This window comes from Salipiger sp. ABF4_146, from assembly GCF_056161345.1.
Map to the genome: position 1 here is coordinate 1 of NZ_JBSWYX010000024.1, position 13,885 is coordinate 13,885.

Sequence of the window (13,885 nt, forward strand, 5' to 3'; positions counted from 1 at the left end):
TCCGAAAGGGCAAAAGTGGACGACTTTTACGCCGCCCGCGACAACACTATGCCGTCGCTACCGTGGCCGAGTATTGCTCCGCCGTTCACAACCTAAGCTGTTCTAGGTCGTTACTGAAGCTCAGGAAGACGAGACAGGAACCTAATTTAGCACGCAATTCATGCACGCCCTAAGCGGTTGATATCATTCGCAGCCTCGTAGCGTGCAAAATTCACGATTTCTGTGCGGCTGCCCTGAAAGCGATCAATGGCTGAAGGCCCGCTGAGTGATCCCTCCATGCTCATGGCGTGAAGGTCCGCTTCGTTGGGCAAGGCGTCTCGAGGCGAAGGGCAAGAAAGGGCTGGAAAGCGTCGTCGGCTTCTTAGCGCTGCGTGAGGAAGTTGAACCGGTGCTGCTGCGGGACTTAGAAGAATGTCTCGCCCGCCACGTGACAGAAAGTCAGCGTGCCACATCAGCGAGGTTTGCATCGAGCAGAGCTTGTTGGTCGATCGGAGAGAGCCCTTCATCGAGGATGTCGCAGATGACCTCAAAGACGGCAGCGGCCCTTGCGTCCGATGATGTCTCCCAGATCCATTCGGAACCCGCCATGGCGACATCTATGAGGTCACCGCGGACCGGTTCGAGATCTTCCTCTGGCAGATCGAGCGCGATCTTCACATCGCCCACACCCTGTCGAGGTATGTTCGAATTCTCAGCGTAGAGCTCGAAGTTCATGAAAAATTCCTGTTGGATTCCGGAGGAGACTGCGCGGCTCACGATTTCCAGGATCGGACGCAAGATGGCCTTCGTTTCCTTGCGTCCATCTACGGCTTCCAGCGCATTGCGCATCTCGGTCTGTCCGCGAAGGCTCGCAGGTAGCTTTAATTCTAGTCTCATGTTGCAGCAGACCTCCCCATAGTCGTAGCTCCGCTGAACCTATCGTCCTTTGATGGAGTGGCAAGTTCGCTGCACGCCTCAAAGCGTGTCTATTGTTGGCGCGACACGATAATGAACACGCCGCAGATCAACAAGCCGGTGCCAAGTGCCGCAGTCATAATCCCCTTAAAGGTGACATCATCGGAGTGCGCAGTATCCCATGCCAGTCCAACAATCAGCTGACTGGCGATAAGAATGGAAATTGTCGCGGCGGCCCCGAGCTGCTGGTACCCGACGATACTGGCGAAGACGAAGAACGAGCCCAGAAGCCCGGGGATGATAAACCAGGGGCGGAACGCACCGGTAATTTCGCTGACAGCGTTGGGACCAGCCCTCCAGAGCAGAAGGGCCGACAGAAACACCAAGCCAACGGCCGAATTCATCACCAGCGCGATCAGAACGGTCGAAACTGATCCGCTCATCTTCGCCATCAGCAGATTCTGGATGACCAGCGCGGCGCCTGCGGCAATAAGTAGGCAAAGGGTGATGAACGGCGTCATTCCCCTTGCTGAAGATCGGGGACCGTCCGCTGGTCGAGCCTGAGCTGCAGAAACGCAAGGTCGAGCCAAGTGCCGAACTTTGTGCCTACTTCCGTCAGCACTCCCACCTGCTCGAAACCCAGCTTCTCATGCAGTCGGATCGATCCCGTGTTGCCGGCCTCGACTCCTGCGACCATCACGTGCTTTCCAATGGCTTTCGCGCGCTGGATCAGGGCTTCCATCAGGGTCTTTCCGATACCGCCACCGCGCGCGTCGGCGCGTACATAGACGGAATGCTCAACCGTGTGGCGATAACCGTCAAAGGGGCGCCAGTCTCCAAAAGAGGCATAGCCGAGGACATCGCCATCGTCGCCTACAGCTACAAGCACGGGATATCCTGCGCGACGCCGATCCGCGAGCCACGCTTGCCGGTTCGCAAGATCTACTTTTGTGTCATTCCAGATCGCTGTCGTGTGTTCGACAGCATCGTTGTAGATCGCCATGACCCTTTCAAGGTCATGCTTTTCCGCATCGCGGATTTCCATGATTACGCCTCGCTGATCACCATAGTGGATTTTTTATCCACCATGGTGGACTAGTCGTCAACGAGTCTTTGCTAAGGGTCGTCAGCTATCGCGCAGAACGATCACGGCATAGGTGCAGTCTCGCTCCCCTTCGTTGCGGAAGATGCAGTCGGCGGGCGAACCCAGATGCAGGCAATCCCCTTGGTGCAGTTCATGACGAACATGCCCTTCTATAAAAGTCAGACCCCCTTCCAGAACCCAAATCATCTGACGGATGAAGGCATAGGCCGACGCAGGCATGGGCACTTTCTTTCCCGCCGGCAGGCTCACCTCCACAAGATCAAGAGGCATGTCAGACCGTGAAGACACCTGCCGCCGGACATACCCTGTTTCCGGATCGGTCCAGAGGGGTTGGTCGTCCTTGCGCAGAAGGTGCCCGATCGATGCTTCGGCCCGCGCAAGTAAGGTTGACATGCTGAGGCCAAAGGCTCCGGACAGTTTCCCGAGCAGGTTCGCGGTCGGGCTGCTGTCCCCCCGCTCGATCTTGTGGATCATGGCGCGCGAAACAGCCGCCCGTTCGGCCAGGTCCGTCAACGACCAGCCGCGGCTTTCCCGTTCAGCCCGGATACGGGCACCAAGTCTACTGTCAATGTCGTCGCGCTGCATCGTGCTACCATAGTAGACAAGTCAGCACCCGGCAAGGTGGCGTTGGACACCAGGTAATGGCCGCTCCATCCGCAGTTAGTGAGTTCAGCGCCGGCTTGGCGAACGGCCAGCGCTCTCGAACCGGTCGTTGGTGCTGACCGCAGCGATCGGCTTCTCAGCTCCCTTATGCGACGTTCGCTTTGAGCGGCTTCGCACCCGGACGGTTCGCGCGGGACCCACCCACCGCAGAGCTCCCACATCCACATATTTGCCATGCAGCATGGGAAAGTGCGGTAGAGATATACCTGTAGAGTGCTTGGTGCTTCCGTTGAGAGATCGTCTTGAGGAGGAGACATCCGATGCTGCATTTGTTCAATCACAGATACACCTTAACATTTCACACGGCCCTCGCTCTGATCGTCTGCGGCGGCGCGGTCTGTCCGCCTTTCGCCCGCGCGCAGGAATATTCCACCGAGCAGGCGGACACCGAGTTCGATGCCGCGCTGCCAGCCTTCTACTACGCCCGGGTGATCGAGATCCCGACGCCGCGCTGGACCGCTTATGAGGCGAAGCGCTTTGGCGTCGAGATGCCGGAAGAAGTGCCAATGATCACCACCGAGCGCGCCTATACCTCACCGATCTGGTACAGCCCGATGTGAGTGAAATGATCCGCGTTGTCCCAGCTACATACGCCCGGCAGAAACGACCATATGCCGACGGACGAACGAAGTGCGGATGTTGCGTCATAGCCATTCGAAAATATCAACGAGTGCCGTGTGGAGGTCTCTTAGCTGGCACGGGAAAATTGACGGGCAAGCCATGGAAATTCTGCGGGAGTGCAATGACGCGCTCTGCTGCAAAAGCTATACCCTTTCGCTTCCTATCGGTATACCGTTCAGAAAACGAAGACGGTGATCTCGATGACCCAGAAGGAAACTATGACCAGACTACAGGACCATACCGCATATCTGGCAAGGACCCATGATTTCCAGACGGATATCGAATTGCTGGCAGGCAGCGATCTCGTCACGACACTTCTTGAGACCGTGATGCTTGCGACGAACATGCGATTTGCCGGGGTTGCCCGCGTAACAGCCGACCGATGGGTCGCCTGCCGCACGATCGACGAAGTCAACTTCGGTCTCGCCGAGGGCGATGAGATCGCCATCGATACCACGTTCTGTCAGACAGTGCGGGACACCTCCGAGATGGTCATTTTCAGCGACGCCGCCACTGACCCGGAATATCAAAACCATCCCATCGCCGCGGCCTTTGGCATCGTCAGTTATGCTTCGGTGCCGATCTATCGCAGTGATGGCAGCTTTTTCGGAACTCTCTGTGCGATCGACACGGAACCGAAGGATGTCAAGAGCCCCCGCGCCGTGGCGATGCTGAAGATGTTTGCCGACCTCATCGGACGTAGCCTCGAAACCGAGGAGCGCCTGGAAGCGCAGGAGCAAATGATCGAGCATGAACGCGAGCTTGCTCAGATAAAGGAAGAGTTCGTGGCAATCCTTAGCCATGACCTGCGAAACCCCGTTGCCGCCCTTGGTGCAGGTGTGCGCCAGTTGGACAAGGAGCCGGTGACGAGCCAGGGGCGAGAACTCCTGCTTCTGATGCGAGCTTCGCTTCACCGCATGAACGAGTTGATCGACAACATGATGCTGCACGCGAAATCGAGACTTGGCGGTGGTATCGCGGTCAGCGCCGTGCCGGATGCGCCTCTGTCGGAGACACTGGAACAGGTGGTCGGCGAAATCCGCGTTACCGCCCCGGGGAAGGACATTCTGTTGGATATCGACCTCGCTCATCCGGTCAGTTGCGATCCGGACCGGATCGGGCAAGCGGTGTCGAATCTCCTATCCAATGCGATCACGTACGGAACTCCCGGCGCGCCGGTTGAGATCAGAGCCAGAAGCCGTGCCACGGAAGCCATCATAGAAGTGGAAAACGAGGGAGAGCCGATCCCGCCAGAGCTGCAGAAAATCCTGTTTCAGCCGTTTCGCCGCGGGGGAGAGAAAAGCGAGGGCCTCGGACTGGGGTTGCACGTTGCCTCCTCGATTGCAAAGGCCCATAGCGGCCGTTTGTCAGTCACGAGCGAGGTCACTACAACCTGCTTCCGGCTTGAGTTGCCGACACTCGGCACCTCATAGCCTTGCATGACACGGCAAGCGGGGGCATCACCGCGGAGAGGACATCTGCTACTGCGGGGAGTTTGGGCGACGCACTCAGGCGCCTTCGCCCGTCATACCAAGCAGCCAGTCGCGGACGAGCAAAGTCACGTCAGATGCGCCATGTCGCGGCGTCAAGAGGTAGAAGTCCAGCCCACCTTCAAGAGCGCTATCGAGCGGTTGTACAAGGTGCCCGGCCTTCAGGTCCCGCTGAACAAGGAAACGGCTTGCCAGCGCAATCCCCTGCCCAGCCAGCGCCGCGTCGATAGTCAGTGTCGTCTGGTTGAACCGAAGTCCGCGTGACAGCTCAACTTCATTTCCAAAGGCCGCTTCGATGAACTTCGGCCAGAGATCGTGTGAGTCATGCAGCAGCGTCGTGCGCGACAATTCCGCCGCTTCGAGCGGGAGGTTCTGACAGGCGATCAGGTTGGGTGAGCAGACCGCGATGACCTCCTGCGGGAACAGTAGATCGGCGCGCAGACTCGCTCCGAAGGGCGGCCGGCCCTGCCGCACCGCGAGGTCGATCCCGTCGGCATGGAAGCTCGAGACGCGCTCGGTGGCGGTAATGCGCAGGTCGATCCCGGGATAGGCTTCGGTGAACTCGGCGAGCCGCGGGATGAGCCACTTCGACGCGAAGGTGGGGGTGACGCTGATAGTCACTCGCGACGGTGCTGACCGAAGTGCGACAGTTGCCTTCGAGAGCTGTGAGAAAGCCCGCGAAACCGCCGCGTGGTAAGCGCGTCCCTCATCGGTGAATGCCAGACCACGCGGCTCCCTTAGGAACAGGCGAAGGCCGAGATGTTCCTCGAGTCCGCGGACCTGCTGGGCCACCGCCCCTTGTGTCACGCCCAGGTCTTCGGACGCCGCGCGGAAGCTCAGATGTCTGCCCGCCGCTGCGAATGCTCGGAGGCCGTTCAGGGGTGGCAAGCCGATTTCGTCTGACACGATAGATTTCCTACACTCACGTAACAGCCCACCTGGCTGGTCAGATGATCCTAAGCCCTTTATCTGCTGGACAAAAGATGCAGAAGGCAATCTTCGTTAAGTAAGGAGCACAGGATCATGACGACAGAAAAAGTGGCATTGATCACGGCAGGTGGCAGCGGAATGGGCGCCGGCGTTGCGAAACGCCTGGCCTCCGACGGCTTCAAGGTCGGCGTCCTATCTTCCTCCGGCAAGGGGAAGGCGCTCGCCGAAGATCTCGGCGGCTTCGGCGTCACCGGGTCAAACCAGTCGGTCGGGGAGCTCACCCGCCTCGTTGATGGCGCGATGGACCGGTGGGGCCGCATTGATGTTCTGGTGAACTCCGCCGGGCACGGACCCAAGGGCAATATTCTCGAGATCACCGACGAGGAATGGCACGCGGGACTCGATGTTTACCTTCTGAACGTGATCCGTCCCACCCGTCTCGTTACACCAATCATGGCGGCGCAGGGCGGCGGCGCCATCATCAACATTTCGACCTTTGCAGCCTTCGAGCCAGACCCGCTCTTTCCGACCTCCGGCATCTTCCGCGCCGGCCTCGCCGGTTTCGCCAAGCTCTACGCCGACAAGTATGCCGCGCAGAACATCCGCATGAACAATGTCCTGCCGGGCTTCATCGACAGCCTGCCGGAGACCGAGGATCGCCGCGCGCGTATCCCGATGGGCCGCTACGGCAAGGAAGAAGAGGTCTCCTCACTCATCGGCTGGCTCGCTTCGGAAGGTGGCAGCTACGTCACCGGGCAGAACTGGCGGATCGACGGAGGACTTACTCATGGCGTCTGAGGCAACGACCATCAGTGGGCTCAGCCAGACGGCGTTTATCGTGAAGTGGGTGGCCTCGATCATCCAGATCCTCGGCTACGCCGGAACCGGCTTCGGCTGGACGCCTTGGAACCTCTACCTGTTCCTCGTTGGCGTTCTGGGCTGGCTGATCGTCGGCGTGCTCTGGAACGACAAGGCGATCATGCTGATCCACTTTGTTGCTCTTGGCTCCATGCTGGCGGGGATGGCCACTTAGTGACATAAATTGCGACACAGGGGCCAAAACCTGTCGCATGGTCGTAAGCATCCGGCTCAGCTTCCGGCCCAAAGGAGAAACTCGCCGCCGCGTGGGGACTGCACAAGACTCCTTAATGATCTCAAGCTGCTCTTCGTCCAGATCCCGGTGGGTAAGGCATGCCGGGTGGTCTTCACCCGTCTCACGACCGCCCGCCCATTCCCCGCCTCGCTAAAGATGTTGCCCGTAGGTAAAACTCCCGGAACGAGTGAGCGCATCGTTTGTCCACATAGCAGGCCCGCGCGCGGCGGTGTCGAAGGTTCGGCTTGGATCGGAAATCCATGAGTTCGAGCCGTTTTCGCACGGTTTTCGACATGGTCCTAGGTCGCCAACCAGGTTTCTACCACTCGAGTTGGGCTCAGCAATTTGAGCGAAGGGTGTTCTGACTATGGTGGGACGGGATCTTGGGTCGTTGACGAGGACCAAGGCGTCGGAAGCGCGAAAGATCTCAAAACCCGCTCAGTTGTAGGCGCCCCAATAAGCCCGCAGTCGCCCAGCCGAACTGTACGGCAATGTCCCGGAGCTCTTCGCAAGGCAGCCATTCCTAAGAAACCGGGGAGCAAATCCGGAAACTTTCGTGAAATCGCGCATCTGTATCCCACAGGCAAAGGAAAGCAGGGATGCCATGAGTAATTTTCAGAGTTTGATCGCGTCGCTTGGCGAGCGCGGGTTTTCAAAGGGCATGTCGACCTCTGAAGGGCAGTTTCTGCATCGTGACGTCAACGGCACCGACGAGATCTGCGTTCACCTCACCGAGAGTACGTTCCCGGCGAACAAGCCCGGCGCCAACATCTGGCTGCAGGACGCCCATAACGCGCGGCCCAAGCAGAGGGAAGATGTCCTGACCGGCTCGTTTGCAGACTTCGAGGGCGAGGTGCTGGATCGCATTGTTGGCCTCGAAGCCTGGGCGGCAAAGACGACGGTGCAGGCAGTCTGCATGATCCAGCGCCGACTGGGAGGCATGTACGCCAATATGGCGCATCCAGCTTTCCCATCGGATGCCAAAGACCCGCACCGGGACTACCAGCGGGTCCAGAACTACATGGACAGCGCCACGCTGAAGCTCGTAATCGGGGGTGACGCGAAAAAGTCTGAAAAGATGCCTGACGTGATTAAGAAGGTCACGCCTGGGAAGATCTCGAAGTACCTGGACTTTCAAACAGGTGACACCTACCGTGGCTTCTCAAGCCGAACGCGCAAGCTGCACAACGGCGAGCTCGAACTTACGGTAGCTCATGTGGAATACTTCGACAGCGTGGAGCCCAGCGAAGTGATCCCATCCGAAGGGCACACGGTCATTCTCTTCGACGAGACGACCGACGAGGTTGCGTTCAGAAAACACCTTCCGGAGACCGGTGAACCGTTTGTCGATCAGGAAAGGGCGTACCTCCTGGCGGCCGCAGTTGAGGCCAGCAGAATGAGTTTCGTTGCTGACGGTGCCGAGTTCCTGACCTCCTATCTCAGCGGAGAGCGGGTTGACCAAGACGTGGCGGAGATGGCGTTCGACCTTGTGCGCGAAGACCAATTTGACGCCTTGGGCGAGGGGGATGATGAACTCCTATGGGCCGAGTTTGCAGATGCTCTCCACGAGAAGATCCACGGCTTCAGCTATGACATGGAGGCTGTGCTGACGCCTGCTTCGCCGGCTCCGGTCATGGCCTGACAGGCGTGTTTGTCGTTTTCAGAGCAGGCTGGTAGTTTTCAGAAAAGGCAGCTCAAAAAAATGAGATCACGATGACTGACAAGAACGAAGACACCAAGCCAACTGACGAGGCTCAGGAGCAGGAAAAAGGGCAGGGCGCGCGCGAGCGGTTCATGAGCCCGGCTCAGCGCAAGCTTCTTCAAGGTGGCATCGACAGTTTGAAGAAGAACGGGCCTGCTTATGACATTCTCAAGAACCGATAACATCGCAATAGAGGACCAGCTGGGCATACCAAATGCCTACACTCTCGAGGTCATCCACGACATCGAATTGGAGCGCTCTGGTGGCCTGGCTGGTCTACGTGAACCCAACCTGTTGGAATCTGCAGTTGGGTCAGTGCTCACGGCAATGAGCTTCGATCCAGGGATGGATCAGGTGGATGCGGCTGCCAAACTGGCCTTCGGCATCATGAAAAACCACCCCTTCGCCGACGGCAATAAACGCACCGCCCTCGCGGCTGCGGAAATGACCCTGAAAGGCGCCGGATACGAGGTCGTGGCGGACCCGGAAGAGTTGGCGGATGCGATCGTCGACTTTGCGGAGAACGCAAAGGGATACGAGCCAATTTCAGAGTTTCTGCGAGCGCACTTGGAGCAGAACCCGGAGTTTTGCCTTAGCGACCATCCGGCTGACCTCAAAGCTTCGCAGGCCACTACTGGCTATCGACAATGACGGCGGCGGCACACGAAGGCGCGAGAGATCGAGCGCGCACGGAAGGTCGCAAGCGGCTCGAGGGACATCGAAGCTTGGCACATAGGCTGACGCCAGAGCAAGCGGAGGCGATTGAGGCGAATGCTTCTTTCGAGATTGGCTCAGTGTGGGTTCACACGCAGTGTGAACGGTCGCCAGCTAGCGGCGACCGTCTGAAGCCTAATGGATCTTAGGTTTCTTCGTCATGTCCGCCATCGCCTTCTTTGAAGGATGTGACGCGATCTTCACGTTTATAGTATGCCTCTTCCTTTTGCGTGTTAGCGGGGGTGGCGATGAAGGCCGGTAGCGTGTCCGGCTTTGCCATGTGTACGTGCATGTCGGTCTGGGGGAATGGTATCGAGATACCCGCGGTGTCGAAGGCCTCTTTGACCTGGCGCGTGAGGTCCCAGTAGACAGTCCAGTAGTCTTCGACCTTAACCCAGGGGCGGCAGATGAAGTCCACAGAACTTGATCCGAGTGCATTCACGCGGATAACCGGAGCCGGGTCATCAAGGATGAGCGGGTGGTCCGACACCACCTTCTCAAGGACTTCTTGAGCCTTCTCGATAGAGTCTCCGTAGCCGATCCCGAAGGTGAAATCGACGCGTCTGGTTTTGCTTGCAGTGACGTTCGTAATGACATCACCCCAGACTTTGGAATTCGGGATAATGATTACTTGGTTATCGGGCGTCACGACCTTGGTGGAGACAATGGAGACCGACTGAACCGTGCCGCCAGTTCCGGCCACTGTGACATAGTCGCCCTCGTCGAAGGGTCTGTTGATCATGATCATGAGACCTGCTGCGAGATTGCCCAGCGTGTCCTGCATGGCGAAGGCAATGATGAAGGAGGCGCCGCCAACCAATGCAAAGAGCGGTGTGACATTGATCCCGAGAGCGCTCAATACAATCATCAAGCCGAAAGCGATGGTCAACCAGTAGACAACCATGACAAGGAAGGCGCGGAGAAGCTTCGAAAGGTTCTGCACGCGGTTGAGGCCTCTGTTCGCGAGGCTTCGAGTTGTTTTTGCAACAATGAGCAGGCCAATTAGGGCAGCTGCGATGATTACGATCCTTAGAAGGACTTTCAGCCCGCCATCCCTGTCAGTCGCCCAGTTGGAAACCTGTGCGACGAGTGTCCTCCAGTCTGCACGCTGTGTTTCATCCACTCTGATTGCGGCACGGTAAGCTCGATAACCGGCCACCTCTGCTTCGTCTCCGCCTTTGGCCTCCAGCGCAGTAGCGACGGTACTGAGGTTGTCAAAAGCGGCATTTCGAACCTCAAGCAGTTCGGTAAGGCGGTCTCGCGGCACGGTTGATCCAGCGGCTTCTTGCCCAGACACGGCAAGCTGCTCCTCGACGACTGCCTTGGTCATGCCTTTGGCGATACGCTGCCATGCTTCCGCCAATTGTGACAATTCAGACGTGGTCAAAGGCAGGGTCCGGAGAGCAAGTTCGTCGGCGGTAATCTCAGGATCCGTCAGCTCCGAGATGAGGGCCTCGTCACTTGCAGGGATGATAGGGCTTTCGCTTGCACCAGCAGCTGAGACGACTTCGGATCGGGTTGTCGCTGCAGTCTGTCCGCGATCTACGGCGCTTTCTATTGCGGTTTCAATAGGGGGTGGCGTTTCCTCAGGTGGCGCTTCCTCGGCCACCCCTGGAGCCGGTTCTGGCGCATCCTGAGCCCAACTCATGGGGGCAAGGGCGAATAGAAGTGCAAGGCTGAGGATTGAGAGGGATATTCGATTTTTGAAAGTCATGTTGGCCTCAATTGGTGGCAGTCGAAACAAACATACGAGCACTAAGTGACGCTACCTTATCAGGGGTCACTGAGAGTGCTAGCACCAAGTTGGCCGATAGTGTCTTGTTGGAGAGAGGAAGCCTCCGGAACTCTACTTGGGCGTAAGGCACATCGCGTAGGTCAGACCTCCGCATCCCTGGAAATCAGCATGAACTTCACATGGGTTTTGGGGGCGGAAGTTGGCGAGTAGCCGTGCTGCTCCTCAAATCCGGTTTCAGGACTTAGTCCTTGTAGCCTTCTTTGTTGAGTGTTCCTGCCCGCGCGGCAGCCTTCAGCGATGCAGCTTCTTCGGCAGAAAAACCAAGGTCGGCAAAGATGTTACCTCCAGCGGGGGTCGTGTGAGCAATCAGGGGTTCTTTGGCCATTGTCTATTTCCTCGAATGAGTTCTCTGAATATACGCCGCAAGATTCTAAAAGGGTAGACCTGAAGCCGGTTCAGTTCGATCGGGATCCCATCCGGAATTTCCGGGATAGAGATCGAAGTTATGTTCCGGTGCCAGGCGGCGAAAGGCTTCGATCACCTCGGTAGCCTCATCGTCCTCTATGAACAAAGGGTCGAGCGAGGTCGGCAGAACCTCCGAGGAGATCGAGCGCCCGGAGGCGAGATTCCACAAGTGAACGGAGGACTGCTTATTTCCGAAGAAGATCACGAGTGCGGTGCTCTCAGAAAGGCGCCGGCCGGGATGCATTTTTTCGCCGCGGGCCGCCAAATTCAAGTCTTCAACGCCGAGGGCGGCTTCGAAATTCGGATCATCGTCGTCAATCATGTCTGTCTCGCGTCAAATTGTATCTCTTTTGAAGCTCAGACACGCGTCTGTCTGGCTTACGGTTCCAGAGGCGCTGGAAGGTCTCACGTAGTGGTCTCAACGTGAGGACGTCGTCGACGCCTGTAGAGAAGGCACGGGGCTCAAGGCTGGCGCCGGGTGTTTTCTTGTCAGGGCCCATGGCCGATCTCCTTTCGAACAATGCCTACTCCCCAGATGCAAAAGCGCTGGCACCGGCGAAAACGTAGGTGGGCTTGGATTACGCGCTCGCATAGCACGTTGCACCCGTTAGAAACGTAAATGACGCTGCTGTCGCAAGATTTGTGTTGTCTACCTTGCCCTCCGCACCTCAGACCTTTTCGAGCGGGCGGCATAGAGCGATGCTGTGACAAAACCTGTGGTCCTTGCATCGGGGGTGGTTCACGGGCAATGTTCTTGCGAGTTGTCAGTATGCCAGAGAGTGATTGCTATGGACTGGTGCGACCCCACAGAACGCCTCAAACTTCTCGAAGAGCTTGGCCCCAGAGAGTTTGGACGTCAGCTTGAAGAGCATGAGGCAGCCATCGTGATCGAGGTCGTGAATGGCTACCCAATTCGTCCAGCGCAGACCCGCTTCGGCACACTCTTTGCGCTCGGAGGCACCGGTGACGCATATGGCACTTTGGAAAGGGCACGCGAAGTGGCGCTTCAGCTTGAGCCGAGGGCAGATTCAGGCCGTTGACTTTTACAGCAAAGCGACAACCTAAGGACTGTCACGGGCCGCCACACGTCCTCTTTAGAGGAGTGCAACAGGGCGGTCCTTCATTTTCTGAAGATTCATATCGGGTACAAAGGATAGCGTACCACATAGTGTGGTCGGCATCGGATCGCGGTTTTTCTCCTTTGGCTGCTATCTCGATGAGCTTTACATGGCTCCTGGGTCGTCATTTTGGGATGGCGGCCCATTTTCTTTGGGGGCCTGGCGACCACGACCGACCTTTCACGATCTCGAAAGGCAAGTTGGGTTATGTATCTGAGTGTACCGCCCAGGGCGGTCCAAAGGGGATAGATATATCCATTCCTTCTTGTTGTTCCGTTAGGCCGCTTCCTTCGGGGAGCGGTCTTTCTTCGTAGGCAGCCCGGCCCTGATCGCGTCACGGCAAGGCAACGAACTCGGATAGCTACTCGTAATCACCTGTTAACCAAGTTTCAGCTATATGGGCTGTGTACAGTTCTACGACGTATATTTTTCCTTTCATAACTAGCCGCTGGTCTTCGGACTGGCGGCTTTTTTTTACGCCACTGCGGGCGCTTAGAAGGAAGGCTTCGAAAGTTCTTTGTCGCATTCAGTCAGCTCACCACCTGACCATGAGCGCCCAGCGCGCCGAAGCCGGCGAAGGCCCGTACAAACCATTTTGTAAACCATGCCTGATACACCGCTTCGGTGGTCTCGACGAGCTTTGTCTGATGCTTGCCGTGTAGGTGTGATTTGCTCGGCAGACCATGAGATAAAGGATAGAAATCATGAAGACTAAAGTGTACTCAAAACCGAACTGCGTGCAATGCACGGCAACCACGCGTGCCCTTAAATCCAAGGGCATCGACTACGATGTCGTCGACCTGTCGACCGATGCAGATGCAATGGCAGAGGTCACTAACCTCGGCTACCGTCAGGCACCGGTTGTTATGGTGGGAGATAAGCACTGGTCCGGCTTCCGGCCCGACAAGATCGCACAGATCGCCTGACCATAGCTCATGAGCGAGATCGTCTACTTCTCATCTCGTTCTGAGAACACGCATCGCTTTGTGCAGCGCCTGGGCCGCAAAGCGATGCGTATCCCACGCGTGCCCTCCGAGGAACTTCCCAAGCTTTCTGAACCGTTCGTGCTTTTCACGCCGACCTTCGCCGATGGCTTAGGGCGTCACGCCGTGCCACGGCAGGTGATTAAATTTCTGAACGATCCTGAAAGGCGCCGGCTGCTACGTGGGGTGATTGCATCGGGCAACCGGAACTTTGGGGAGACCTTCGCCATCGCAGGCAACGTGGTGGCTCAGAAATGCCAAGTGCCGCTGCTCTACTGTTTTGAACTTGCGGGGACCGATCGTGATGTTGCCCGTGTACATGAAGGACTGAATGAATTTTGGAAAAGCTAAATTTTGACACCGACCATACGT

General features: G+C 57.5%; 18 protein-coding genes. 10 read left to right on the plus strand and 8 right to left on the minus strand.

Annotation, left to right across the window (positions count from 1 at the left end; all coding sequences use genetic code 11):
- Positions 1-438 precede the first annotated feature (438 nt).
- The 4 genes from ACXAJT_RS23320 to ACXAJT_RS23335 all read right to left on the minus strand — a co-directional run bounded on the left by ACXAJT_RS23320 (position 439) and on the right by ACXAJT_RS23335 (position 2,584).
- Positions 439-828 carry a hypothetical protein gene (locus tag ACXAJT_RS23320; RefSeq protein ID WP_475239852.1) on the minus strand — a complete coding sequence of 130 codons (390 nt, stop codon included), beginning with the start codon at positions 826-828 and terminating at the stop codon, positions 439-441.
- Positions 829-965: 137 nt separating this feature from the next.
- The gene (locus tag ACXAJT_RS23325) at positions 966-1,415 is read right to left on the minus strand and encodes a DMT family transporter (protein ID WP_475239856.1); all 450 of its coding nucleotides are present in this window, start codon (positions 1,413-1,415) and stop codon (positions 966-968) included.
- Positions 1,412-1,939 carry an N-acetyltransferase family protein gene (locus ACXAJT_RS23330; RefSeq protein ID WP_475239861.1) on the minus strand — a complete coding sequence of 176 codons (528 nt, stop codon included), beginning with the start codon at positions 1,937-1,939 and terminating at the stop codon, positions 1,412-1,414. Before ACXAJT_RS23330 ends, ACXAJT_RS23325 begins: the two co-directional genes overlap by 4 nt.
- Positions 1,940-2,020: 81 nt before the next feature.
- Positions 2,021-2,584: a helix-turn-helix domain-containing protein gene (locus ACXAJT_RS23335; RefSeq protein ID WP_475239866.1), complete on the minus strand. Its 564-nt coding sequence runs from the start codon at positions 2,582-2,584 to the stop codon at positions 2,021-2,023.
- A 338-nt stretch (positions 2,585-2,922) separates the two neighbouring features.
- On the opposite strand from ACXAJT_RS23335, the gene ACXAJT_RS23340 reads away from it, so the two are divergent.
- Together ACXAJT_RS23340 and ACXAJT_RS23345 are read left to right on the plus strand one after the other, a co-directional pair.
- Complete coding sequence (locus tag ACXAJT_RS23340) at positions 2,923-3,222, plus strand: DUF3604 domain-containing protein (RefSeq protein WP_475239869.1); 300 nt, start codon at positions 2,923-2,925, stop codon at positions 3,220-3,222.
- 279 nt (positions 3,223-3,501) lie between these two features.
- Positions 3,502-4,716, plus strand: coding sequence for a GAF domain-containing sensor histidine kinase (locus tag ACXAJT_RS23345; RefSeq protein ID WP_475239872.1), 1,215 nt, complete (start codon positions 3,502-3,504; stop codon positions 4,714-4,716).
- A gap of 75 nt (positions 4,717-4,791) precedes the next feature.
- On the opposite strand, the gene ACXAJT_RS23350 is transcribed toward ACXAJT_RS23345, so the two are convergent.
- Positions 4,792-5,679, minus strand: a complete 888-nt coding sequence (locus ACXAJT_RS23350) for a LysR substrate-binding domain-containing protein (protein ID WP_475239878.1) — start codon at positions 5,677-5,679, stop codon at positions 4,792-4,794.
- Positions 5,680-5,796: 117 nt separating this feature from the next.
- Here ACXAJT_RS23350 and ACXAJT_RS23355 point away from each other — a divergent pair, with 117 nt between their 5' ends.
- The 5 genes from ACXAJT_RS23355 to ACXAJT_RS23375 all read left to right on the plus strand — a co-directional run bounded on the left by ACXAJT_RS23355 (position 5,797) and on the right by ACXAJT_RS23375 (position 9,149).
- Positions 5,797-6,501: an SDR family oxidoreductase gene (locus tag ACXAJT_RS23355; RefSeq protein WP_475239885.1), complete on the plus strand. Its 705-nt coding sequence runs from the start codon at positions 5,797-5,799 to the stop codon at positions 6,499-6,501.
- Positions 6,491-6,736, plus strand: a complete 246-nt coding sequence (locus ACXAJT_RS23360) for a DUF6552 family protein (RefSeq protein WP_475239888.1) — start codon at positions 6,491-6,493, stop codon at positions 6,734-6,736. Before ACXAJT_RS23355 ends, ACXAJT_RS23360 begins: the two co-directional genes overlap by 11 nt.
- 616 nt (positions 6,737-7,352) lie before the next feature.
- Positions 7,353-8,438 (plus strand): hypothetical protein, encoded by a 1,086-nt coding sequence (locus ACXAJT_RS23365; protein ID WP_475239890.1) that lies wholly within the window; start codon positions 7,353-7,355, stop codon positions 8,436-8,438.
- Positions 8,439-8,509: 71 nt separating this feature from the next.
- The gene (locus tag ACXAJT_RS23370; protein ID WP_475239893.1) at positions 8,510-8,680 is read left to right on the plus strand and encodes a hypothetical protein; all 171 of its coding nucleotides are present in this window, start codon (positions 8,510-8,512) and stop codon (positions 8,678-8,680) included.
- Entirely contained in the window at positions 8,658-9,149 is a 492-nt protein-coding gene (locus ACXAJT_RS23375) for a type II toxin-antitoxin system death-on-curing family toxin (protein ID WP_475239896.1), read from the plus strand. The genes ACXAJT_RS23370 and ACXAJT_RS23375 overlap by 23 nt, the downstream gene beginning before the upstream one ends.
- A 208-nt stretch (positions 9,150-9,357) precedes the next feature.
- Here ACXAJT_RS23375 and ACXAJT_RS23380 read toward each other — a convergent pair whose 3' ends face one another.
- The 3 genes from ACXAJT_RS23380 to ACXAJT_RS23390 all read right to left on the minus strand — a co-directional run bounded on the left by ACXAJT_RS23380 (position 9,358) and on the right by ACXAJT_RS23390 (position 11,734).
- Entirely contained in the window at positions 9,358-10,926 is a 1,569-nt protein-coding gene (locus tag ACXAJT_RS23380) for a mechanosensitive ion channel family protein (RefSeq protein ID WP_475239899.1), read from the minus strand.
- Between the two features lie 262 nt (positions 10,927-11,188).
- The gene (locus ACXAJT_RS23385) at positions 11,189-11,332 is read right to left on the minus strand and encodes a hypothetical protein (RefSeq protein WP_475239902.1); all 144 of its coding nucleotides are present in this window, start codon (positions 11,330-11,332) and stop codon (positions 11,189-11,191) included.
- A 45-nt stretch (positions 11,333-11,377) separates the two neighbouring features.
- On the minus strand, positions 11,378-11,734 hold the full coding sequence (locus ACXAJT_RS23390) for a hypothetical protein (protein ID WP_475239905.1): 357 nt from the start codon (positions 11,732-11,734) through the stop codon (positions 11,378-11,380).
- A 466-nt stretch (positions 11,735-12,200) separates the two neighbouring features.
- Between ACXAJT_RS23390 and ACXAJT_RS23395 the strand changes: the two genes are divergently transcribed.
- From ACXAJT_RS23395 to nrdI, 3 genes are all read left to right on the plus strand, one after another.
- Positions 12,201-12,452, plus strand: coding sequence for a hypothetical protein (locus ACXAJT_RS23395; RefSeq protein ID WP_475239907.1), 252 nt, complete (start codon positions 12,201-12,203; stop codon positions 12,450-12,452).
- A 782-nt stretch (positions 12,453-13,234) separates the two neighbouring features.
- Positions 13,235-13,456 (plus strand): glutaredoxin-like protein NrdH, encoded by a 222-nt coding sequence (gene nrdH / locus ACXAJT_RS23400; RefSeq protein WP_475239910.1) that lies wholly within the window; start codon positions 13,235-13,237, stop codon positions 13,454-13,456.
- Between the two features lie 9 nt (positions 13,457-13,465).
- Positions 13,466-13,864 carry a class Ib ribonucleoside-diphosphate reductase assembly flavoprotein NrdI gene (nrdI, locus tag ACXAJT_RS23405; protein WP_475239913.1) on the plus strand — a complete coding sequence of 133 codons (399 nt, stop codon included), beginning with the start codon at positions 13,466-13,468 and terminating at the stop codon, positions 13,862-13,864.
- Positions 13,865-13,885: the final 21 nt, after the last annotated feature.